The organism is Bacteroides faecis, assembly GCF_020091505.1.
Lineage (GTDB): Bacteria > Bacteroidota > Bacteroidia > Bacteroidales > Bacteroidaceae > Bacteroides > Bacteroides faecis.
The window spans coordinates 1,617,737-1,642,769 of sequence record NZ_CP081916.1 but is presented as its reverse complement, the minus strand read 5'-3'; the positions used below and the strand labels follow the sequence as shown (position 1 = coordinate 1,642,769).

Below are 25,033 nucleotides of genomic sequence, written 5' to 3'. Positions count from 1 at the left end.
ATTCTTCTTACTCGGACATATTTTTGATATAGGGAAGCGTAGGAAGATCGGCAAATCCATAGAACTCCCTCGCATTTTCTCCTAGAAACAAAGTTTTCTCGCCTTCAGATAATTCCGGAGACTTCACCACAAAGTCATAAGACATCTTGTAGGTAATAGCGGTAATGGTGCGCGGATAATCCGATCCCCACATCAATTTCTCTATTCCAACCAGACCGGCAGCTTCACGAATCGCTTTCACCGCTCCCTTGAATGGATAAAACTCATCATTGAAAAGCCAGGTAATTCCACCGGCTTCAATCATTACATTCGGATGGCGTGCCAGTTTAATCTGCTCCTTCCAGTCAGGCAGCGTAACCATCCCGAAATGGCCGATAGCAATCTTCAGCCGGGGGCATTCCTGAATTATCTCTTCCATTTCGGGAACCTGTGTTGCCCCGTCCGCCAAATCGATAGACAGTATTACATTCCGCTCTTCCATATAATGAAACATTGCCATCATCTCCTCGTTGTTCAACATCACCCGTCCTTCTTTTAGCAATAAGCGTTGAGCAGGAATCTTTATGGCTTTAAAACCTTCGGCCATAAGAGCTTTGGCTTGTTCTAAGAATCCCGGTTTACGAAACTCACACATACCGCAAACAAAAAAACGGTTAGGATAACGGGAAACAACTTCTGCCAAATACTCATTCTGAATCCCATCGATAAATTCCTGCGTGATGACAGCCGCAGCTACCTGCGCATAGTCCATGTTCGAAAGGAAAACCTCTGCACTATTGACCCCATCCACCATAAAAGGAGGAACCATCTGACGGATCTCTCCCATAAATAGCGAGCGTCCGTTTTCCAGTGTCCGGATGGGAAGATCATTCACCACAGTATCCTGTCGCAGCCATAAATGGGCATGTGCATCAATAATCGTATCATTCATAAGATTGGTCTGCTTTTAAGAGTTTGCCCAACTCACACGTTTCTGATCTCCGATAATGTCCTGTACTTCACGGACGAGTTCCCAGTCAACGGGCTCTTCGATAAAAGCGATGTTCTTTTTTACATTCTCCGGATTAGTGGTGCTGAACAGTGTAGTCGCAACCTTCGGATTACTCACAGAGAACTGCATGGCAAGCTTTTCTATCGGATAGTTTTTAGCTTTACAATGTTCCATCGCTTTCCGACAAGCATCTACCAGTGGCTTAGGAGCCGGATGCCAAGCCGGAACGCCCCGTTCGCTTAATAGGCCCATCGACAAAGGGGAAGCATTGATCACACCGATTCCTTTCAATTCGAAATAATCGAGAAAATCAGCCAGTTTATCATCGCAAAGACAATAGTGACAAAAACTGAGAACAGATTCAATAGTTCCGCTTGGTGAATGATCTATCACCCATTTCAGATTTTCAAGTTGCAAGTCAGTGATTCCGACATGGCCTACCACCCCTTTCTCACGCAGCTCGACTAAAGCAGGTAATGTTTCATTCACGACCTGATTCAAATCTGCAAATTCAACATCATGCACATTAATCAAATCGATAAAATCAATGTTCAAACGCTCCATACTTTCGTATACACTCTCCGTTGCACGCTTTGCCGAGTAGTCCCACATATTGACTCCATCCTTGCCATAGCGTCCTACTTTCGTAGAAAGATAGTAACGGTCACGAGGAATATCCTTCAGTGCCTTGCCAAGAACAGTCTCCGCCTTATAATGCCCATAATAAGGGGATACATCTATAAAGTTCATTCCTGCTTCGATGGCCGTAAACACAGCTTGAATGCCTTCCTTTTCTTTTAGATCATGGAAAACTCCTCCCAAAGAGGAAGCTCCGAAACTGAGAGATGATACCTTCATCCCTGTCTTTCCGATTTCATGGTATTGCATACGTATAGGGTTTTAAATTATTTTGTTTGCGACAAAAGTAGGTCAGGAACACCTCTCAATGGACAAGAGAAGGGCGAAAAAGCAACGTAACGGTTTACGTAAAAAATCTTTCTTTAAATGCAGCTACTTATCGGGGAATATGCTTTCTTTGTAAACGAATCAAAGTTGGAAACCTTTAATAAACCGGAGACCTTTCAATGGAATACCGAAAACATACCTCACTCAAGGATCTCGCTCAAGCATTGGGTGTCTCGATTCCTACCGTATCCCGGGCACTGAAGGACAGCCCGGAAATCAGTCGCGAGCTTTGTGCTAAAGCCAAGCAACTGGCCAAAGATATGAATTATCGTCCTAATCCTTTCGCCATGAGCCTGCGCAAAAATGCGCCGCGCATTATCGGGGTAGTAGTTCCGGACATAGTCACCCACTTTTTTGCCTCTATCCTGAACGGAATAGAGAATATGGCAATTGCCAACGGATACTTTGTAATTATCACAACTTCACATGAATCCTTCGAGCATGAGAAAAGGAATATAGAAAACCTGGTTAATATGCGGGTAGAAGGAATCATTGCCTGCCTGTCTCAGGAAACAACTGACTTTGCTCATTTTGTCGCATTAAAGGAGATCAACATGCCACTAATTCTGTTCGACCGTGTTTGCCTGACTGATCAATTCTCGTCGGTAATAGCAGACGGAGTTCAATCTGCACAGATGGCTACCCAACATCTGTTGGACAACGGAAGCAGACGGATCGCTTTTATCGGAGGTGCCAATCATCTGGATATTGTAAAGAGAAGGAAGCACGGTTATCTGGAAGCCTTACGTGACAATCGGATTCCTATTGAAAAGGAATTAGTCGTTTGCCGAAAAATTGATTATGAGGAAGGTAAGATTGCTACGGAAACATTATTATCTCTCCCCCAGCCTCCCGATGCTATTCTCGCGATGAACGATACATTGGCTTTTGCCGCCATGGAGGTGATCAAAAGTCACGGGCTTAGCATTCCCGGAGATATTGCTATCATCGGATATACTGACGAACAGCATGCCAACTATGTAGAGCCCAAATTATCTGCTGTATCACATCAGACTTATAAAATGGGAGAAACTGCCTGTCAACTGTTGATTGAGCAGATTAAGGGAGACAGAACAATTAAACAAGTGATCATCCCGACACATTTACAGATAAGGGAGAGCAGCATTAAAGAAAATAATATAAAAAGCGCTGTATCTACGTAATTATAGATACAGCACCTTCCATATATAAAGAGAGTTTTATCTTATTATTTCAACTCTGCTTCAGTAGTAGCGAAATCAAGCAATGTGATATCAAAAACAAGAGCCGAATATCCCAAAATGCCAGTAGTACCACTGCTTCCATAAGCATACTCCCAAGGGATATAAACCTTCCAGCGGTCACCAACTTCCATTCTCTGAAGCACTTCACCCCAGCCGGTAATTACCCCGCTGACTTGGAAAATAGTTGTAGGAGAATCTCCTTCACTTGGATTTTCCTCATTTACAACCGGATTATCTCCTTTGAAGTTACCATCAAAATATTCTCCTAAAATATTCGTTCCTTTATAATATACCTTCACATAATCAGTATATTTAGGACTTCCCGCCTTTACTACATGATCAGTCATTGACGGCATTACTTTATAATAGATGTAATTACCGGGAGCAGTCAACATCTCTATGCGTTCCAAGCCTCCTCTACCAGAAGCCGTAGCATAGACATTCGCCAAAGAGTCAATATATGCCTCGTTCCGCGCACGCCAATTGTCATATTTACCCACTTCTTCCGTTTCACTACAAGAAACAAATGCCAAAGTCAGTAATACTAAGGAGAATAAATAGATTTTTTTACTCATTCGTTAATGGTTTATTGTAAAGTTTTCAATAATGAAGTGATGCTCACTCTGTCTGCGATAATATTATTCAGTTCAGAGATAGCTACACGTTCTTGCTGCATCGTATCACGATTACGCAATGTTACACAGTTATCTTCCAGTGTCTGATGGTCTACAGTCACGCAGAACGGAGTACCGATGGCATCCTGACGACGATAACGCTTACCAATACTGTCTTTTTCATCATACTGACAGTGGAAATGGAATTTCAGAGCATCGATGATCTCACGAGCCTTTTCAGGCAGACCGTCTTTCTTCACCAAAGGCATTACAGCCAATTTCACCGGAGCCAGAGCAGCCGGCAATTTCAATACAACGCGGCTCTCACCATTTTCCAATTGTTCTTCGCAATAAGCTGCACTCATGATACTGAGGAACATGCGGTCCACGCCAATTGAAGTCTCGATCACATACGGAGTATAAGACTCGTTCAGTTCCGGATCGAAATATTTGATGCTCTTTCCTGAGAACTTCTCATGTTGAGACAAGTCAAAGTTCGTACGTGAGTGGATACCTTCCACTTCCTTGAAGCCGAATGGCATCAGGAATTCAATATCTGTAGCAGCATTTGCATAGTGAGCCAATTTATCATGATCGTGGTAACGATAGCTGGCATCTCCAAAGCCTAATGCCTTGTGCCATTTCAGACGGATTTCTTTCCATTTCTTGAACCAATCCAATTCAGTACCCGGTTTTACGAAGAACTGCATTTCCATCTGTTCAAACTCACGCATACGGAAGATGAACTGACGGGCAACGATTTCGTTACGGAAAGCCTTACCGATCTGAGCAATACCAAAAGGAACCTTCATACGACCGGTCTTCTGCACATTCAGGTAGTTTACGAAAATACCTTGCGCTGTTTCCGGACGAAGATAGATTTTCATAGCACCGTCAGAAGTAGATCCCATCTCAGTAGAGAACATCAGGTTGAACTGACGAACTTCCGTCCAATTCTTCGTTCCGGAGATAGGACATACAATTTCTTCATCAACGATGATCTGGCGAAGCTCATCCAGATTATTGTCGTTCAGCGCTTTTGCAAAACGAGTATGAAGCGCATCGCGTTTTGTCTGATGTTCCAGCACACGTCCGTTGGTAGAACGGAATTGAGCCTCATCAAAGGTTTCACCGAATCTCTTGGCCGCTTTTGCTACTTCCTTATTGATTTTATCGTCATATTTAGCCAACTGATCTTCAATCAGTACGTCAGCACGATAACGTTTTTTAGAATCTTTATTGTCAATCAAGGGGTCATTGAATGCGTCTACGTGTCCGGAAGCCTTCCAGATGGTAGGATGCATAAAGATGGCAGAGTCGATACCGACAATGTTTTCGTGCAACAGTACCATACTGTCCCACCAATATTTTTTAATGTTGTTTTTCAATTCAACGCCCATCTGACCGTAGTCATATACAGCGCCTAGTCCGTCGTAGATATCGCTTGAAGGAAATACAAAACCGTACTCTTTGCAGTGCGATACAAGTTTCTTAAAAACGTCTTCTTGTGCCATTTTCTTATATGTATCTATTAATTTGAATTTGCTTTTTTCCAAAAAAGTGCCACAAAGATAGGCATTTATCTCATAAATAAGACAGGGAGGGTATTAATTTATCTTATTCTTCTGTTTGTTCATCGATTTCAGGAGGCCTCATACCATTGTCTATTTCCTTCTGTATTCTGTCTGCTTTCCTCATTGGGGCTGTCAATCTGCTTTCGGGCATATACATGCTAAAAGGAATACGGCTGCATTTTATTTTTTTCACCTGCCGGCTAAATTCAGGACAAGCGACAAAATAAACACGCGAAACGGACACTTTTCCAGGTGTTACCTATTCAGGCGATTCAAATCCCGAACTGGTCAACGCTGTATGAAAGGTACCTAACCCCTCACTGGTGACAGCCTGACCGATAGAAAGCAAACTGTGAATGGCATCAACCATCTCCGTCAGTATGCCGTCTATCTGTCCGCGATGAAATCCGCTTCGCTTCTCCAGATACTCAGCAAATTCTTTTTTTCGAATCGGTTCCAAGATTTTACCGGGCACACCATACCATAACTCTTTTCTTTCTCCAGATGTTAAATCCACTTTTTTTCTCACTACATAAGGTACTGACATTATCTATACTCCTTTCTTTTTTTGTTTGCATTTCCTATACCCATGACACCCGGGTGTCAGCTATCCTGAGACCCGGGTGTCAGTTACACTTTTATTGCAACAAAATTAAGTCTTTATTGTAGGAAAACAGAGGAATTCTCATATATTTGTGAATCTGAATGCTATAATAAAGATTAGATCATGATTAAGATACTCCTATTAATAGATTACTCTAGTGAATTCGACAGAAAATTGCTCCGCGGACTTGTACAATATTCCAAAGAAAACGGACCTTGGCTTTTCTATCGGCTTCCATCCTATTACAGCGGCATGTATGGAGAAAAAGGTATTCTCAAATGGGCAAAAGAATGGAAAGCTGACGCCATCATCGGACAATGGAACAATGACACCGTCAATCTACTGAAAGAACTGAATATTCCGATTGTATTGCAGAATTATCATCATAGAAGCACTACTTACTCCAATCTGACGGGCGACTACAAAGGAACGGGCAGAATGGCCGCCCAATTCTTCGCCAAGCGGATGTTCCACAACTTTGCTTATTTCGGCATAAACGGAGTTGTCTGGTCTGACGAACGTTGCGAAGGCTTCCGTCAGGAAGTTAAACGGATAGGCGGCAACTTTTATTGTTTCGAATCCGATAAGCATGAAGACGAAATCAGAATAGAAGTAAGCCAATGGCTGCAAGAGCTTCCTAAACCCATAGCGTTGTTCTGCTGCGACGACTCACACGCACTATTCATTTCGGAAACCTGCAAGATAAGTAACATACACATACCGGAAGAAATCTCCCTGTTAGGAGTCGACAATGATGACTTGATCTGCAATATTTCCGATCCTCCCATCTCCTCCATAGAACTGGAAGTAGAAAGAGGAGGATATTCCATAGGCAGGCTCATTCATCAACAAATCAAAAAGGAACATGAAGGGACCTTCAATATCGTCATCAACCCTATCCGCATAGAATTGCGGCAATCCACAGAAAAACATAATATAAAGGACCCTTACATTCTCGAAGTTGTAAAATACATAGAGAGTCATTACAATTCCGACCTGACCATAGAGTCTTTGTTGGCACAGATTCCGCTCTCACGCAGAAATTTTGAAGTGAAATTCAAAAATGCGATGCATACTTCCATCTATCAGTATATCTTAAATTGCCGGGTCAACCATCTGGCCGATTTACTTCTTACTACAGATCGTTCATTGGCAGACATTGCAACGGAAGCCGGATTCAAAGACTATAATAATATCTCCCGGATTTTCAAAAAGTTCAAAGGATGTTCCCCTTTGGAATATCGGGAGAAAAAAATCACGAACAGATAAAAAATAAATTATTCGTTTTTCGAATATAGCTTTTCGTTTTTAGTACCGGAGGCATTACTAAAGTGGCATATCTTTGTTCGGTAAATGTTAACTCTCAAAGTCAATCTACAACTTATGGAGCAAAAGAAAATCGTGCTATTCATCCTGATCATTCATCTGGCAGCATTTCTAGCAGGATGCAGCGGAAACAAAAATAGCGGAAATAATGACTCCTCTGATCTATGGAATAAGTTATCGAGCTACTTCCGCCCGCCCGCAGAATACGAAAATGTATATGGGAATTTTCGCTCTCCTTTATTATATTATAATGGGGATACAGTCAGAACCGTTGAAGACTGGCAAAGACGACGAACTGAAATCAAGGACAGATGGATGAGCCTGTTAGGACAATGGCCGCCTGTCATTACCGGACAAACATTTGAAATTCTGGATACTCTCCACCGTGAAAACTTCATGCAATACCGTGTCCGCTTCTACTGGACTCCCAACGAACAGACTGAAGGTTATTTGCTGGTTCCGGACAAAGAAGGCAAAAAGCCTGCCGTTATCACTACCTTTTATGAACCCGAAACAGCTATCGGATTGGGTGGAAAACCTTATAGAGACTTTGCATATCAATTGACGAAAAGAGGATTTGTCACATTATCAATAGGAACAACGAAGACCACAGAGAATCAGACATATTCCATTTATTACCCCACCATTGAAAATGCAACTCTCCAACCACTTTCAGCATTAGCTTATGCAGCCGCAAATGCATGGGAAGTATTAGCCAAAGTACAGGACGTCGATTCTACAAGAATAGGCATCACAGGGCATTCTTATGGTGGGAAGTGGGCAATGTTTGCCTCATGCCTATACGAAAAGTTCGCTTGTGCGGCATGGGGAGACCCCGGAATTGTATTCGACGAAACAAAAGAGGGATATATCAATTACTGGGAACCCTGGTATTTGGGATATTATCCGCCACCATGGGAAAATATATGGAGTAAAAATGGGCATGATTATGCTAAAGGCATTTATCCGAAGCTCCGCAAAGAAGGATATGATTTGCATGAATTGCATGCGCTGATGGCACCTCGCCCATTTCTTGTTTCCGGAGGATACTCTGACGGAACAGACCGGTGGATAGCGCTAAACCATACAATAGCGGTCAACCGGCTCTTAGGATACCGCAATAATGTCGCGATGAGCAACAGAGTCAATCATGACCCAACCCCTGAATCAAACGAAATTATATATGATTTTTTTAAATGGTACTTGCATTCAGCAAATAAATCTACCAAAGAGTAGAAAGATGCGTTTTTTGAATACACTTTTTCGTTTTTTTGCGCAAAAAATCAACTCTGGATGCCTAACTTTGTTCTATCAATTCATCCAAGTAACCTAAATTACTTGACTAAAATGATTAGCCTATGAAAAATATACACTAGAAAACATAAAATGCCCCATCTGCGAATGGGGCAATATTAATGCCATATTAATAAAACTAATCATAAATTATCGCCCAATTAATAAATAACACAATAATAAATTCATAATTAATAAATTAAAAGTGCTAACTCAAAGGAATTAATAAAGCTAGCAAATCATTCCGAGTTAGTAATAAATATTAAACTATTAAAAATTCAATAGGTTAAATATATACTAAAAAGAGTAGAAACTAAAAAAAGTAAACTATGGAAGCGAATAATCGCAGAGATTTCTTAAAGAAAGCCGCATTAGCGGGAGCCTCCGCCCTAATGGCTCCCACACTACTGGCCGCTGAAGGCAAAGATGGAAGTGAATTCGTTCTCTCTCCGAGCAAAAGGACGGACAGCAAATTAATTGTACCGAAGAATAATGGTCTGAAAATCACAGGCACTTTTCTAGATGAAATATCTCACGATATTCCACACCAGAACTGGGGAGAAAAAGAATGGGATCTCGACTTTCAGCACATGAAAAGGATTGGCATCGATACCGTTATTATGATCCGTTCCGGATATCGCAAGTTCATCACTTATCCGTCCAAATATCTATTAGGAAAAGGATGCTATATGCCTTCCGTGGATTTAGTAGATATGTACTTACGACTGGCTGAAAAATATAACATGAAGTTTTATTTTGGGCTGTATGACACCGGTCATTATTGGGATACACGTGATATGTCGTGGGAAGTGGAATATAATAAATATGTGATTGACGAAGTATGGAATACTTACGGTGAAAAGTATAAGAGTTTCGGAGGCTGGTATATTAGCACGGAAATCAGCCGCAATACCAAAGGAGCTATCGGTGCATTTCATACCATGGGTAAACAATGCAAAGATGTATCGAATGGCCTCCCTACTTTTATATCCCCTTGGATTGATGGTAAAAAGGCAGTCATGGGAACCGGAAAAATGACAAGGGAGGATGCTGTATCCGTAGAACAACATGAGAGAGAATGGAATGAAATTTTTGATGGTATACACGATGTAGTAGACGCTTGTGCTTTTCAAGACGGACACATTGACTACGACGAACTGGATGCTTTTTTCACTGTAAACAAGAAACTGGCAGACAAATACGGAATGCAATGTTGGACAAACGCGGAAACATTCGACCGCGATATGCCCATCCGGTTCCTGCCGATCAAATTCGACAAACTCCGCATGAAACTAGAAGCGGCAAAACGTGCCGGATATGATAAAGCAATCACTTTTGAGTTTTCTCACTTTTTAAGTCCGCAATCAGCTTATCTGCAGGCAGGACATTTATATGACAGATACAGAGAATACTTTGAAATCAAATAAACTATATGAAAACAACAATTAATCTGGGTTATATCATATTCCTTTCAGTCGTTGCTGCTTTAGGAGGCTTTCTGTTCGGTTATGACACAGCTGTCATATCCGGCACAATAGCTCAGGTGACACATCTGTTTCAGTTGGACACCTTGCAACAAGGATGGTATGTAGGATGCGCATTGATCGGATCGATTGTCGGTGTTCTCTTTTCCGGAATATTGAGCGACAGCATCGGACGTAAAAGAACAATGATACTTTCTGCCATTCTGTTTTCTACATCAGCAATCGGCTGTACTTTTTGCATTGACTTTAACCAGTTAGTTGTTTATAGAATCATAGGTGGCATCGGAATTGGTGTTGTTTCTATTGTATCTCCTCTTTACATTTCCGAAGTTTCCGTCGCACAATTCAGAGGCAGGATGGTCTCCCTGTATCAACTGGCCGTAACTGTCGGTTTTCTAGGAGCTTATCTTGTCAACTACCAGTTATTGGCATATTCAGAGAGTGGAAACCACTTACCTATCGCCTGGTTAGAAAAAATAGTAGTTACAGAAGTGTGGAGAGGCATGTTAGGCATGGAGACATTACCAGCCGTAATATTCTTTATTATTATCTTTTTCATACCCGAAAGCCCCAGATGGCTGATACTAAAAGGACAAGAAAGGAAAGCCACTTATATTCTGGAAAAGATCTACAATTCATTTAAAGAGGCTGATTTCCAACTAAGCGAGACAAAATCCGTCCTTGTTTCCGAGACCCGTTCAGAATGGTCTATCCTTCTGAAACCAGGTATTCTGAAAGCAGTCATTATCGGTGTATGTATTGCTATTCTGGGACAGTTCATGGGGGTTAATGCAGTTCTTTACTACGGGCCTTCCATTTTTGAGAATGCCGGTCTTTCAGGAGGGGATTCTCTGTTCTATCAGGTTCTTGTAGGACTTGTGAATACACTGACCACTATCTTGGCACTTCTCATCATTGACAAAGTAGGACGCAAGAAACTGATATATTATGGGGTATCCGGAATGGTCGTTTCATTGATACTCATTGGCAGTTATTTCCTCTTCGGAAATGCCTGGAATATTTCCAGCCTGTTTCTGTTAGCCTTCTTTCTGTGTTATGTTTTTTGTTGCGCCATTTCCATTTGCGCTGTGATATTCGTACTTCTCTCTGAGATGTACCCTACCAAAATACGCGGATTAGCAATGTCCATTGCCGGATTCGCTCTTTGGATCGGTACCTATCTGATCGGACAGCTAACCCCCTGGATGCTCCAGAATCTTACTCCAGCCGGAACATTCTTCCTGTTCGCCATCATGTGTGTACCGTATATGCTCATTGTCTGGAAACTCGTACCGGAAACTACCGGAAAGTCTCTGGAGGAGATTGAAAGATACTGGACCCGTTCGGAACGGTAAAATAGACCTTATTAAATAAAAAACTAACAATTATGGATTTAAAAAAATTAGCAAACCAATACAAAGACGAACTACTGAATAATGTTCTTCCATTCTGGTTAGAGCATTCTCAGGATCACGAATTCGGTGGCTATTTCACTTGTCTGGATCGTGAAGGCAACGTATTCGATACAGATAAATTTATTTGGCTGCAAGGACGCGAAGTTTGGTTATTCTCAATGCTTTACAATAAAGTTGAGAAAAAACAGGAATGGCTGGATTGCGCTATTCAAGGCGGTGAGTTTCTAAAGAAATACGGACATGATGGAAACTATCATTGGTATTTTTCTTTGGATCGGGCAGGTAATCCTCTGGTAGAACCATACAACATCTTTTCCTATACATTTGCTACAATGGCATTCGGACAACTCAGCCTGGCTACAGGCAATCAGGAATATGCTGACATTGCAAAGAAAACGTTCGATATTATTCTCTCAAAGGCAGATAATCCGAAAGGTAAATGGAACAAAATCCATCCGGGCACACGTAATCTGAAAAATTTCGCCCTCCCGATGATCCTTTGTAATCTGGCACTTGAAATAGAACACCTGTTGGACAAAGAGTATCTGAAAAAAACAATAGAGACTTGTATCCATGAAGTGATGGAAGTGTTCTATCGCCCGGAGCTCGGAGGAATTATTGTTGAAAATATAGGAGTGGACGGCAATCTCGTAGACTGTTTTGAAGGACGGCAAGTGACTCCCGGACACGACATCGAAGCGATGTGGTTTATCATGGATTTAGGAAAACGCCTGAATCGCCCTGATCTAATCGAAAAGGCAAAAAATGTAACCTTGACGATGATTAACTACGGATGGGACAAAGAATATGGTGGCATCTACTATTTTATGGACCGCAAAGGTTGCCCTCCCCAACAACTGGAATGGGACCAAAAACTTTGGTGGGTACACATTGAAACACTTATTTCCCTACTAAAAGGTTACCAATTGACAGGTGACAAACAATGTATGGAGTGGTTCGAGAAAATACATGAGTATGTATGGACGCACTTCAAAGATGCTCAATATCCTGAATGGTTCGGTTACTTAAACCGCCATGGAGAAGTACTTCTGCCACTTAAAGGAGGCAAATGGAAAGGCTGTTTCCATGTCCCCAGGGGCTTATATCAATGCTGGAAAGTACTAGAAGAATTACAATAAATCTAATACCCAAAAACTTTTTTATTAACCAATTAAATTTTATCTTATGATGGAACAATGCTTTAAGCAAAAAAGTAGTTTCCGAACAATCAGAATCATACTATTCTCATTGTCGATGCTTTTTGCGTATGCCACAAATGGCTATGCCCAGAACATGGTTAGGGGAGTCGTCACAGACGTGACCGGTGATCCGTTGCCAGGAGTCAGCGTCGTTGTCAAAGGTACGACCACAGGTACCACTACCGATATTGACGGTAGATACTCTATCAATGTACCTTCCACAGGTACATTAATCTTCTCATACATTGGTATGGCCAAACACGAAGTTAAAACACAAGGACAAACAACCATCAATGTCAGCTTGTCAGAAGATGTATCAAGTTTGAATGAAGTTGTTGTAGTAGGCTATGGAACTCAAAAGAAAGTCCACTTGACAGGTTCTGTCGCTTCCGCTTCCTCAAAGGAAATATTAAAAACCACAGCAAGTAATATTTCACAAGCCTTGGTCGGGAAATTACCAGGTTTAGTAAGCCAACAATCTACCGGGCAGCCTGGAGCTGATGATGTATCTTTCTTAGTACGAGGTTATTCATCTTACAACGGTGCTAGTACCCCATTAGTATTAGTTGATGGAGTAGAACGTGAAATGGCACGTATAGATGCGTCAGATATAGAATCTGTTACTATTTTAAAAGATGCTTCGTCTTGTGCTGTGTACGGTATGAAAGGAGCCAATGGAGTTATATTAATTACAACCAAACAGGGAACAGAAGGTAAGCCTGTAATCACTTATCGAGGCAGTGTTACTTTCAACCATGCGACTAACCTCCCTAAAATGATGAATGGTACACAATACATGCAATACTACAACTTAGCACGTCAACTAGACAATATAGCAAATGGCTTGGAACCTGGTGAGGGATTTTTCACTGATGAAGAGATTGCAGCAACCTACAATGGGGACCCGACGGACGGATATGAAAATACAGACTGGACATCGCCCATATACAAAACTACTATGATGCATCAACATAACCTTTCTGTCAGTGGAGGTACAGATAAAACTAAATACTTTATCAGTGGTGGATTCCTACGCCACAATGGTATCATCAAAGACCATAAAAATCAACGTGGTAACTTCCGGTCCAATATCACAACAGAAATCAATAGAAACCTCAATGTTCAGTTAAATATTGCTGGCAATATACAAGATTACTATCGGCCAGGAGGATATACTTATGAAAACCAAAAAGGTTACAATCTCTTCCATTTAATGTTATATTCACTACCTTATGTTCCTCAAGAATATAATGGGTATCCCACCTCCGGTTACCGTCAATCCGGTAGTGCAGCCAATGCTGTATATGGATCAGCTAACTCAGGATTTGAAAAAGCACGTAATGTCCGACTGGAAACATCTGCCAAAATAGAATACTCATTCCCCTTCTTAAAAGGTCTAAAAGCAAGTATGTTTGCAAGTTGGGACTACTATGATGGAGATGGCAAAACATTTACTTATGCCTATGATATAATGGCATTCACTCCAGCAGATAAAAACAACGCCAACAAAGGGAATGGATATTCACTGGTAAAAAGCGCAAATCTTTCACCAGAAGGAAATATGTATGTAGGGAATAACAAGAGACAAAAGGTAATGCTGCGTCCTTCTATCTCTTATAACAACAAAATTGGTTTGCATGATATAGGAGCATTATTTCTTTACGAACAAAAGAAAGAAAACTCAAGTTCATTTTCAGGAAGCCGCAAGGATTTTGATATATTTGACCTTCCTGAATTAAACTTCGGTGATGCCGCAACAGCTATCATTAACGGGTCATCTGGTAAATCTGCATATGCCGGATACGTGGGACGTTTAAATTATGCCTATGACAACAAATATCTTGTAGAAGCTTCTTTCCGCTACGATGGTTCCTACCTTTTCGCTGAAGGTCAGCGATGGGGATTCTTTCCTTCCGTCTCTTTAGGATGGGTTGCCTCTGAAGAAGACTTCTTCAAAGACTTATTTCCAAAAATCGATTACTTTAAACTTAGAGGTTCAGTCGGAATATTAGGAAATGATAATGTAGATCCTTTCTTATATCGTAAACTTTATGAACTAAACAGCAATAATGTAGCATTCGGAACCAGCCCATCTTCACAAAGCACATTATCCAATAAGGTCGCTTATCCAATGACCGACCTAACGTGGGAAAAATGTCGCACAATCAATCTCGGATTTGAAATGAATGCCTGGAATGGATTATTAGGAGTAGAATTTGATGTATTCTATAAATATACTTATGACATTCTCCAGAACATTACTTCCATCTATCCGGCATCTCTAGGAGGTCATGTACCCACCCGAATGAATGACGGAACTTTCGACAACAAAGGTTTCGAATTAATACTAAAACACCGCAATCAAATTAGTGATTTTAACTATAGCTTAACCGGAAATTTAACATATGCACATAACCGTATATTAAGCAAAAGACAAGCTGACGGTACATTACCTTGGCAAAGCACCTTGGGGAGTTCAATAGGAGATGTATGGGGGTTGAAATCGATGGGGTTATATCAAACTCAAGAGGAACTAGATAATGCTCCCAAACCTATTGGAACTAAACCACGCTTAGGTGATATCCGCTATATGGACATCAATGGAGATGGCCAGATTAATTCACAAGACCAAGTGAAGATTGCACGTAATTCACGTCCTGAACTGATGTTTGCCCTAATGGCCGATGCCAATTATAAAGGATTCGACTTATCTATTCAACTACAGGGAGCTGCCCTTTGCGACAAAATGCTGCAACAAAACTGGTATAATCTAAACGGTGTTACAGACCAAACTCCTTTAACCAAGCCTTTCTACGCAGGAGTAGACAATGCTCCACTTTATTTAGTAGAAAACAGTTGGAGACCTGACAACATTAATGCAGAATATCCACGGCTATCAATAAGTCCTGGAACCAATAACGCCCAGATTTCAGACTACTGGAAAAGAAATGGCGCATACCTACGTTTGAAAAACGTTGTGTTAGGATACACATTCCCTAAACAATGGATGAATAAACTTGGCGTTGGTAGCCTCAGAATATATGCAAGCGGTCAGAACCTACTAACTTTTACAGAATTTAAATACCTGGATCCTGAAAGTGCCAACGTAATTACCGGTTATTATCCGCAACAACGTACTTTCAGTGTAGGTGTTGATGTTTCATTCTAAACAGACTATTCATATGAAAAATATAAAAAAATACATATTAGGCATGGCTACAGCTTTATGTTTATGCCAGTCATGCGACGTATTGGATATTGATCCTACTGGAAATTACAGTGAAACTACCGCTTTTAATTCTATCAAAAATCTAGACTTATATGTAAAAGGTTTTTATAGCATATTCTACGTAAACTCACAATTATACGTAGATGCGAGTTGTTTGATGGATGACGGAGCTAGTGATTTGATCAAATATTCATGGTATGGAGTAGATGGAGGTAAAATGAATCGTTTCTTCTATCAAAGTAACTTCGTAACTCCTCAAGGCAATTTCCGTTCTAACTGGAATGATATGTATACTCGTATCCGCCAGTTGAATGAATATTTTTATGACTTAAAAAAATATGGAAACGGATTAAATCCGGAAGAAGTAGCTGCACGTACTGCAGAGGTCCGTTTCATGCGTGCTTTTGCTTATCAAGAATTAGTTATTCGACATGGAGGCGTAATTCTACGCACATCTGAGGAGTATATAGACGGCCCAGAAGAAAGAGCAAAAGCTCGTTCATCAGAAACCGAATGCTGGGATTTCATATTGGAAGAATACAAAAAAGCCGCTAATGATTTACCTGAATCATGGGCAAATAGTGACGCCGGACGTTTAACTAAAGGAGCAGCTTATGGCATGCAAGCACGTGCAGCCTTGTATGCGAAACGCTGGGATAAAGCAATTGAAGCGTGTGAGGAAGTATTAAAACTAGACTATACATTACTTCCTGGCACGAGTTATGAAAGCTATTATAAGATATTCACATCTGTCAATAACAAAGAACTAATATTGCCCGTATATTACGAAAAAGGACAAAATAAGAAACAACATAATTTTGATACATATTTTTGTCCGCCATTTGACTCTAAGCCATGGACGGGTGGAGCTAATAACGGAGCTGCAGCTACTCCTTCAGATGAATATGCATCATCTTTTGACATTAAAGTTAATGGTGTGTATCAAGCTTTTGACTGGGATAAGCTTAACGTTTATGGAAACAAACCTTTTGATAATCGCGAGCCTCGCTTTTACGCTTCTATTTTATATAACGGGGCTTCATGGAAAGGACGCACTCTACAGCTATATGTTGACGGTGATGACGGATATATGGACTTCTCCACAGCTGGACAAGACAATGTTCATAGATCAACTACGGGCTATATCTTTCGCAAATTCATGAGTAATGACCCTGAATACAACTTCACTAATGTCTTAAGTGGCCAATATTGGATAGAAATGCGATTGGCAGAAATATATCTGATCCGTTCAGAAGCATATGCTCGCAAAAATGAGTTCGAAAAAGCATATGCTGATTTAAAAACAATTCGTGACCGCGTAGGATTACCCCAATTAGAACAAAAAAATAATTGGAGTGACTACCTAACTGATTTAGCCAAAGAACGTATTTGTGAATTAGGTCTGGAAGGTCATCGTTATTTTGACTTGATCCGTTGGGGGATTGCCGTACAAACGCTTAACCAAAAACGTCTGCATGGTATCAAGATAGAGAAAAAAGGTAATGATTTCGCTTATGAAAAAGTAGAATGTGACACACAAGATCGTTTGTTCCCGGAAAGATATACTATCTTCCCTATTCCTTTTAGCGAGTTGCAAACTAACATTCTTTGCGAACAAAATGATTTGTGGAAATAATATTATTTAAAAAGAAGAATTATGAAAATGAAATATTTATTTCACGGTTTATTAGCTTCAATCCTTCTCATTACTGCATGTCAAGAGCCAGATGATTTGGTAAGAAGCGATAGTGAAAACATTAATATTCTTTCTGTTAAAGGATCTCTAATATCCGATGCAGACAAGCAATATGATGCTATTGTCGATGAAGCAAATGGTACTATCACAGTACAGGTCCCTTATTATATCTCGGATACTGAAAAAATTCAAGGAGACTTGACTCAAATGAAAGTTACTGCAAACATGCCCACAGGTGCAAGATTCGAGCCTGAAATCTCTGGCATTCATGATTTGGTTGCAGGCTTCCAATCTACATTAATCAAAGAAGATGGAACAAAAACCCTTTACACTTTCAAAGCAATTTATGCTAAATCAAAATCAGCGCTCATTACTAAAATAGTGTTACCGGATATACCAAATCCATTGATCACAATCAAATCACCTGAGAACGAAGGTGAAAATGGGATTATCGTTATTTATAAAACATCTTCCTCTATTGATGCTGCTATACGTTCGGCACAACTATTTACCTCACCATGGGCTACTATTGAATCAACAGCTATGGATTCAGAAGGTTATATTGATTTAAGCCAAATGGCAGACATCTATGTTATCGCACAAGATGGAGTTACCAAGCAGAAGTATACTGTCGAAATCCAAACTCCTTCTTTCGTTGCTCCGGGAAGAATCGGCTATAAATCCTTATTATTCGGATTCCAAACAACCCCTGCTGATCCTAGAGGTTTCGTTCCTACAAATAACCGTAGTCTAGCCATAGTTAACAATTATTTGATAGTAAGTAGTACAACCTTAGACTTTGTAGTCCTAAACCGTTATAGCGGTGAACATCTGAAAGATATACAAGTTAATACGACAGGATTGCCTACCGGACTTATCCATGCAATCACACAAGATGATGCCAATCACATGGTAGCCATAACTTTCTGTGCAGCTAATAACCCATGGAGCAAAAATCAGTTATTCGAGATTTATGTTTGGAAAAACGGCATTACCAATCCACCAACAAAAATTATGTCCGAAGATATTCTCACTAGTGATGTTTTTGCTCAGTTCCGTAGTACCAATGCTAGTGTTGCAACTACAGGAACGTGGGATATGGGACGTACCGTATCTATAAAAGGAGACATTACAAACGGAACTGCCATATTAATGTCATTAGCAAATAGTGTAATGAACCGGGTTCTTCGGGTAAAAACAGAAGATGGAAAAGTTATCTCCGTACATGGCTCAGCCAAAGGTCTCTATAGCTGGTACCTGCAAAGTAAACCTATTCCTATGACAACAGAAGACGAATGTGATTATATTATGAGCTCCAACAATGCCCGAAAGAATGTGATCTATACTCCCAAAGAAGGAAGTCAGATAATATTTGATCCTAAAGGTAATTGGTGGGGTGGTAGTCTGATTGGTACAGCATATACCGAATTTAATGGTGTAAAACTAGTGGCTGTCCAAAATTCCAACACAACTTCCAAACCTCAATATTGTCGCCTTTGCATAGGAAATATAACTTCTATGACTACGACGGCAATGGCAGACGCACAAATAATGGATTCACGCTTGGACAATTATGACCCTGCATTCGGACCAACTGGACCCAATGGGAATAACAGTTCTCTAACCGGAATGACTTCATTCTATAATGCAATCGGTGAAAATCCAAACTCAACAGGCGACATAGCTATCGGTCATAGTGCTGACGGTAACTCTATACAAGTTTACATGTTAACTACTGACCATGGTATTATAGCATATGAATTAACGAAGTATAATCTATAATCATTGTTTCAATCAAAAGTCGATATTGCCCCAAAAGCTTATCGACTTTTGATTTCCTAAAATTGGAATTGTTTATCTATATTCCTGTAAATATTATAATTGGTCATGAAAATAAAAGTTGGTCTGATAGGTTTTGGGCGCATGGGACAGTTTTATCTAAAAGAAATGCAAAAAAGCGGTCAATGGGACATTGTATACATCTGTGATGTAAATACAGATGCTCTAGAACTTGCCAAATTATTATCACCCGAATCCAAAACCATCACAGATGAACGTATTGTCTTCGCAGATAAAGATGTACAGGTAGTAGGTCTCTTTGCACTCGCTGACTCTCGAAAAAGACAAATCGAGCAAGCTATTCAAAGTGGAAAACATATCATATCAGAGAAACCAGTGTCTGATACCATTGATAAAGAATGGGAAGTAGTAAATCTCACAGAAAAGTATGATCGCTTCTCCACTGTCAATTTATATCTACGCAATTCTTGGTATCACCAGACTATCAAACAGTTTATTGAACAAGGTGAAATCGGAGAATTAGCAATTCTTCGTATTTGCCATATGACTCCCGGACTTGTTCCTGGTGAAGGCCACGAATATGAAGGTCCGGCATTCCACGATTGCGGAATGCATTATGTAGATATTGCCCGATGGTATGCTAACAGTGAATACAAAACCTGGCATGCACAAGGAGTCAACATGTGGAACTATAAAGAACCTTGGTGGATACAATGTCATGGGACCTTTCAGAACGGAGTAGTATTTGATATTACACAGGGGTTTGTATATGGCCAATTATCAAAAAACCAGACACACAATTCCTATGTTGATATTATTGGTACAAAGGGAATTGTACGCATGACGCATGATTTCCAAACTGCTGTAGTTGATCTTCACGGAGTTCACGAAACACTACACTTAGAAAGACCATTTGGCGGTAAGAACATAGATGTATTATGCAAATTATTTGCTGATTCCATCAAAACAGGAAAACGTAATCCCCGACTACCATTCATACGAGATTCCGCTATTGCCTCAGAGAATGCATGGCTCTTTCTGAAAGATGCCCACCAGCATGTTCTTCCGGCAATTGGTGAACTACAAACTCTTGAAGAAATCCGTGAACGAAGGAAACACCTGAAAAATGGATACGGATTACTACAGAGCCATAGGTATAATCTTATTAAATAAATACAATAATACTATGTCAGATTTTTCAAGAAGAAAATTCCTAAAAACTGGAGCTGCCGCATTAGCCGGTATCACAATAGCTCCTAATTCAATTCTAGGTATGAGCCATGACCATATCTCACCCAGTGATAAGTTAAACATCCTTGGCATTGGAATTGGTGGACGTGGTGCTAGTGCAATCCGCAGCATGTCCAGCCAAAATATTATTGGGCTTTGTGATGTAGACTGGAAATATAGCGGACATGTATTTGATGAATACCCTAAAGCAAAACGTTATTATGATTATCGCAAAATGTTTGATGAATTGGGCAAATCAGCGGACGCTGTAATGATAGCAACCCCTGACCATACCCATGCTCTTATTGCGGCAGAAGCCATCACAATGGGAAAACATATATATTGTGAGAAGCCATTAACACACACCGTATATGAATCACGCCTATTAACCAAACTCGCAGATAAATATAATATTGCTACCCAAATGGGAAACCAAGGCGCTTCAGGAGCTGGTGTCCGCAAGATCTGCGAATGGATATGGAACGGAGAAATTGGTGAAATCACTAAAGTAGAAGCATTTACTGATCGTCCTATCTGGCCCCAAGGACTTAGTCGACCAGACAAGGCAGAAAGAGTACCCAAGACATTAAATTGGGATTTGTTCCTCGGTCCTGCTCAGTACCGTGATTATAATCCTATTTATACTCCTTGGAACTGGCGAGGTTGGTGGGATTTTGGTACAGGTGCATTAGGTGATATGGCATGTCATGTTCTTCATCCGGTATTTAAAGGATTAAAATTAGGATATCCTACTAAAGTACAAGGTAGTTCGACATTGCTTATGACAGATTGTGCTCCCAATGCTCAAATGGTTAAATTCACATTCCCAGCTCGCGATAATATGCCGAAAGTTGCAATGCCAGAAGTGGAAGTTTATTGGTATGATGGCGGCATGAAACCAATGCGTCCAAAAGGTTTCCCTCAAAACAAAAATTTGAATGTAGATGGTGGAGGTGTCATTTTCCACGGAACAAAAGACACATTGATCTGCGGATGCTACGGAAGAAAACCTTGGTTACTCTCCGGTAGAGATCCTAAATGTCCACCAGTATTACGTGAAGTTAAAGAAACTCATGAAATGGACTTTGTACGTGCCTGCAAGGAAAATGCCTCAAGCCGTATTCAGACTACTTCTCCCTTCAAAGAAGCAGGACCTTTCAATGAGATGGTAGTAATGGGAGTACTTGCTATCAGGCTTCAATCACTAAATCAAGAATTGTTATGGGATGGTCTCAACATGAAATTCACAAACATAGACCCTAATGCTACCATCCAAACAGTCATCAAAGATGGCTTTACGATTAAAGATGGGCATCCAACCTTCAATAAACAATGGACAGACCCAATAAATGCTCAAGCATTTGCTCAGGAATTAATCAAGCATACTTACCGAGATGGATGGAAGTTACCGGATATGCCCAATAATTAACTATTAAACATTAATTTAGAATCATGAGAAATCAATTTTATCCACTAATTTATAGTCTTATAGCCGGAGTTTTGGTATCTTGCAACGGCAATAAGAAAGTTGCAGTATCACAAGATGACACCTCATCTAACTTCATAACTTTATCGTGTTCCAAATCATTAAAAGCTTCTGAGATTGACAGTATACAATTTCCCATTGACAAAGATGGCTATATCACCCTTTTTGACGGAGAAACGTTCAAAGGTTGGCGTGGATATGGTAAAGAACAAGTTCCATCTAAATGGACCATCGAAGACGGTAGTATTAAATTCAATGGGAGTGGTATTGGAGAAGCTCAAAATAGTGACGGTGGTGACCTAATCTTCGCACATAAATTTAAAAACTTTGAACTGGAATTAGAATGGAAAATATCCAAAGGCGGTAATTCCGGAATTTTCTACTTAGGACAAGAAGTCACATCTAAAGACAAAGATGGAAACGATCGATTAGAAATGCTTTTTATGTCTGCACCTGAATACCAGATATTAGATAATGCAGTTCACCCAGATGCTCAATTAGGCAAAAGCAATAATCGGCAATCAGCTTCTTTATATGACTTGATCCCTGCTATTCCACAAAATGCCAAACCTGCCGGAGAATGGAATAAAGCAAAAATTATGGTATACAAAGGTACGGTTGTTCATGGCCAAAACGATGAGAACGTTCTTGAATATCATCTATGGACACGAGAATGGACAGATTTACTGCAATCCAGTAAGTTTAGCGAGCAAGAACGTCCTTTAGCATTTCAATTATTAAATAACTGTGGTGGTGACAACAGAGAAGGATTCATTGGCTTTCAAGATCATGGTGATGACGTATGGTATCGTAACATCCGCATAAAAATCCTTGATTAATTATTATTAGCATTATCAAGAGAGGATTTCTATTACAAAAATTTATAGTGACCTCTCTTGATATAAAATATAAAACATTTATTTATACTATGCCATCTTTCTTCCAAAAAATACAAGAGCAACTGCATCATTACTTAATTCATATAAGATCCCGACATATGCTCTGAAAACAGGAGAATTATTGCATTATCAAATTTCATTAATAAGCTTGGAAGCGTTGATTATATGTATTTCGCAGTCTGAAAAAAGCTACGAAGTAATCAAACTAATAAAAAAGATACAAAGAGAAAAAACAAAAGAAGTCGTAAATCCGGTATTCTGGAGTGATAACTTCATTTCATTGTTCCCTAATGAGACCCGTACCATCACTGCGACAGTATCCATAGAGGATTTACATGGAGAAAATCCTATAATTATTATTAAATAACTAATAAAACCAAGAAACATGAAACTATTACTTACAACCTTGGCAATAGTCTATCTAAGTTTGTTCATGAGCCTGCAAGCACAAGAACAGGTACGGGTTATCCCCTATCCTGCTGAAGTCACCATGCAAGCAGAAACGTGTAAACTCAAATCGGGTCAGAAAATCCACTATCTGGATGCCAGTTTATATAAAGAAGCAGCATTCCTTGAAAAGAAACTCGCAGATTTAAACTATAAAATGAAAGTAATCCCCGGCAAAAAAGCTGCGAAAGGAATCAACTTATCATTAGACAATAGACTCCAAAACAAAGAGGGCTATCAGCTGATTATCGCCCCCAAACAGGTCCTAATCAAAGGAGGAAGTCCAGCTGGAGTTTTCTATGGTATTCAAACGCTATTACAGCAGTTAACCAACGGAGATCTAAGATGTGGAACGATAGAAGACGCCCCGCGTTATGAATGGAGAGGATATATGCTTGATGAAGCACGTCACTTTTCCGGCGAAAAAAGGGTAAAACAAATCCTTGACCTGATGGCATATTATAAGATGAATCGCTTCCATTGGCATCTGACAGACGCACAAGGATGGAGAATCGAAATTAAACAATACCCTAAACTGGCAACTATAGGAGGAGAAGGTTGCCATAGTGATCCGGATACACCGGCACAATATTATACACAAGAGCAGATCCGTGATATCATAGCATATGCCAAAGAACGTCATATTGAAATTATACCCGAAATAGACATGCCCGGACATGCCACAGCAGCCAATAAAGCTTACCCGGAATACTCAGGCGGAGGAACGGAAGAACATCCGGAATTCACTTTTAACGTTGGCAAAGAAGAAACTTATACTTATCTGACTAATATACTAAAAGAAATAGCTGCCTTATTCCCTTCTCCATATTTACATATCGGAGGCGACGAAGTAGCTTACGGAATCAAGGCATGGGAAACAGACCCACATGTACAAGCACTATTGAAACGCGAAGGGTTACAAACTGTAAAGGAAGCAGAACGCTACTTTATGCATAGAATGACAGATGTAGTAAACTCACTAAGTAAAACTTTAGTCGGTTGGGATGAACTTCTCGACTTGAATGTAAAGCAAGATAATACTATCATTATGTGGTGGAGGCATGATAAACCCGATTACCTGCGCAGATCACTGACCAAAGGATATTCGACTATCATGTGTCCGCGCAAACCGCTTTATTTTGACTTCGTACAATATAAAGACCACAAATGGGGACGAATCTGGGACGGATTCTGCCCAATAGAAGATGTATATGCTTTCCCCGACAAATGGTTTGCCGAATGGGGAGTGTCAGCCTCTGACCTCTCACATGTCAAAGGCATACAGGCCAATACATGGACGGAACTAATGCATACTAAAGATCGGGTAGATTTCATGATCTTTCCCCGCCTCTGCGCACTGGCAGAATCAGCTTGGTCCGCACCGACAGTCAAAGACTACGACAAGTTCCTGTCACGTATGGAAGATGCATTCACCTTATTTGATAAGCTGAATATTTATTACTTTGATTATCGTAATCCTCAGCACCATCCGGAACCGGCTGGTCCTGTCATCAAAAAGAAAGAAAAAATACAAATGGATTTCCGTGACTAAAAAAA

The 25,033-nt window shown here is 40.2% G+C and carries 18 protein-coding genes and 1 pseudogene; 14 read left to right on the top strand and 5 right to left on the bottom strand.

Translation table 11 applies throughout. From position 1 onward, the window contains the following. Positions 1 to 7 precede the first annotated feature (7 nt). Both K6V30_RS06585 and K6V30_RS06580 read right to left on the bottom strand, forming a co-directional pair. On the bottom strand, positions 8 to 931 hold the full coding sequence (locus tag K6V30_RS06585) for an amidohydrolase family protein (RefSeq protein WP_055269094.1): 924 nt from the start codon (positions 929 to 931) through the stop codon (positions 8 to 10). A gap of 15 nt (positions 932 to 946) precedes the next feature. After that, on the bottom strand, positions 947 to 1,879 hold the full coding sequence (locus tag K6V30_RS06580) for an aldo/keto reductase (protein WP_055269093.1): 933 nt from the start codon (positions 1,877 to 1,879) through the stop codon (positions 947 to 949). Between the two features lie 197 nt (positions 1,880 to 2,076). Between K6V30_RS06580 and K6V30_RS06575 the strand changes: the two genes are divergently transcribed. Further along, positions 2,077 to 3,120 carry a LacI family DNA-binding transcriptional regulator gene (locus K6V30_RS06575; RefSeq protein WP_055269092.1) on the top strand — a complete coding sequence of 348 codons (1,044 nt, stop codon included), beginning with the start codon at positions 2,077 to 2,079 and terminating at the stop codon, positions 3,118 to 3,120. A gap of 44 nt (positions 3,121 to 3,164) precedes the next feature. Here K6V30_RS06575 and K6V30_RS06570 read toward each other — a convergent pair whose 3' ends face one another. The 3 genes and pseudogenes from K6V30_RS06570 to K6V30_RS06560 form a co-directional block, all read right to left on the bottom strand. Then, positions 3,165 to 3,755: a BamJ family beta-barrel-assembly machinery protein gene (locus tag K6V30_RS06570; RefSeq protein ID WP_010536294.1), complete on the bottom strand. Its 591-nt coding sequence runs from the start codon at positions 3,753 to 3,755 to the stop codon at positions 3,165 to 3,167. An 11-nt stretch (positions 3,756 to 3,766) separates the two neighbouring features. Beyond that, positions 3,767 to 5,308: a glycine--tRNA ligase gene (locus tag K6V30_RS06565; RefSeq protein WP_010536293.1), complete on the bottom strand. Its 1,542-nt coding sequence runs from the start codon at positions 5,306 to 5,308 to the stop codon at positions 3,767 to 3,769. Positions 5,309 to 5,411: 103 nt separating this feature from the next. Then, positions 5,412 to 5,915: pseudogene (locus K6V30_RS06560) on the bottom strand (HU family DNA-binding protein). A 180-nt stretch (positions 5,916 to 6,095) separates the two neighbouring features. On the opposite strand from K6V30_RS06560, the gene K6V30_RS06555 reads away from it, so the two are divergent. From K6V30_RS06555 to K6V30_RS06495, 13 genes are all read left to right on the top strand, one after another. Continuing rightward, positions 6,096 to 7,241 carry an AraC family transcriptional regulator gene (locus K6V30_RS06555; protein ID WP_008767092.1) on the top strand — a complete coding sequence of 382 codons (1,146 nt, stop codon included), beginning with the start codon at positions 6,096 to 6,098 and terminating at the stop codon, positions 7,239 to 7,241. 114 nt (positions 7,242 to 7,355) lie between these two features. Further along, positions 7,356 to 8,534, top strand: coding sequence for a prolyl oligopeptidase family serine peptidase (locus tag K6V30_RS06550; protein ID WP_055269091.1), 1,179 nt, complete (start codon positions 7,356 to 7,358; stop codon positions 8,532 to 8,534). A gap of 386 nt (positions 8,535 to 8,920) precedes the next feature. Beyond that, positions 8,921 to 10,018, top strand: coding sequence for a DUF4434 domain-containing protein (locus tag K6V30_RS06545; RefSeq protein WP_008762555.1), 1,098 nt, complete (start codon positions 8,921 to 8,923; stop codon positions 10,016 to 10,018). A gap of 5 nt (positions 10,019 to 10,023) precedes the next feature. Then, a complete protein-coding gene (locus K6V30_RS06540) occupies positions 10,024 to 11,430 on the top strand; it encodes a sugar porter family MFS transporter (RefSeq protein ID WP_055269090.1) in 1,407 nt (468 codons plus the stop codon). Positions 11,431 to 11,462: 32 nt separating this feature from the next. After that, positions 11,463 to 12,629, top strand: a complete 1,167-nt coding sequence (locus tag K6V30_RS06535; RefSeq protein WP_055269089.1) for a n-acyl-d-glucosamine 2-epimerase — start codon at positions 11,463 to 11,465, stop codon at positions 12,627 to 12,629. Between the two features lie 49 nt (positions 12,630 to 12,678). Continuing rightward, positions 12,679 to 15,858, top strand: coding sequence for a SusC/RagA family TonB-linked outer membrane protein (locus K6V30_RS06530; protein WP_055269169.1), 3,180 nt, complete (start codon positions 12,679 to 12,681; stop codon positions 15,856 to 15,858). 13 nt (positions 15,859 to 15,871) lie between these two features. Continuing rightward, positions 15,872 to 17,554 (top strand): RagB/SusD family nutrient uptake outer membrane protein, encoded by a 1,683-nt coding sequence (locus tag K6V30_RS06525; RefSeq protein ID WP_055269168.1) that lies wholly within the window; start codon positions 15,872 to 15,874, stop codon positions 17,552 to 17,554. Between the two features lie 21 nt (positions 17,555 to 17,575). Next, positions 17,576 to 19,396: a DUF5018 domain-containing protein gene (locus K6V30_RS06520; RefSeq protein WP_055269088.1), complete on the top strand. Its 1,821-nt coding sequence runs from the start codon at positions 17,576 to 17,578 to the stop codon at positions 19,394 to 19,396. A 105-nt stretch (positions 19,397 to 19,501) separates the two neighbouring features. Beyond that, positions 19,502 to 20,587 carry a Gfo/Idh/MocA family protein gene (locus K6V30_RS06515; RefSeq protein ID WP_055269087.1) on the top strand — a complete coding sequence of 362 codons (1,086 nt, stop codon included), beginning with the start codon at positions 19,502 to 19,504 and terminating at the stop codon, positions 20,585 to 20,587. Positions 20,588 to 20,600: 13 nt separating this feature from the next. Further along, complete coding sequence (locus tag K6V30_RS06510; protein WP_055269167.1) at positions 20,601 to 22,073, top strand: Gfo/Idh/MocA family protein; 1,473 nt, start codon at positions 20,601 to 20,603, stop codon at positions 22,071 to 22,073. A 23-nt stretch (positions 22,074 to 22,096) separates the two neighbouring features. Continuing rightward, on the top strand, positions 22,097 to 22,969 hold the full coding sequence (locus tag K6V30_RS06505; protein WP_055269086.1) for a 3-keto-disaccharide hydrolase: 873 nt from the start codon (positions 22,097 to 22,099) through the stop codon (positions 22,967 to 22,969). Between the two features lie 181 nt (positions 22,970 to 23,150). Beyond that, positions 23,151 to 23,396 carry a hypothetical protein gene (locus K6V30_RS06500; protein ID WP_055269085.1) on the top strand — a complete coding sequence of 82 codons (246 nt, stop codon included), beginning with the start codon at positions 23,151 to 23,153 and terminating at the stop codon, positions 23,394 to 23,396. Between the two features lie 18 nt (positions 23,397 to 23,414). After that, entirely contained in the window at positions 23,415 to 25,028 is a 1,614-nt protein-coding gene (locus tag K6V30_RS06495; RefSeq protein WP_055269084.1) for a beta-N-acetylhexosaminidase, read from the top strand. Positions 25,029 to 25,033: the final 5 nt, after the last annotated feature.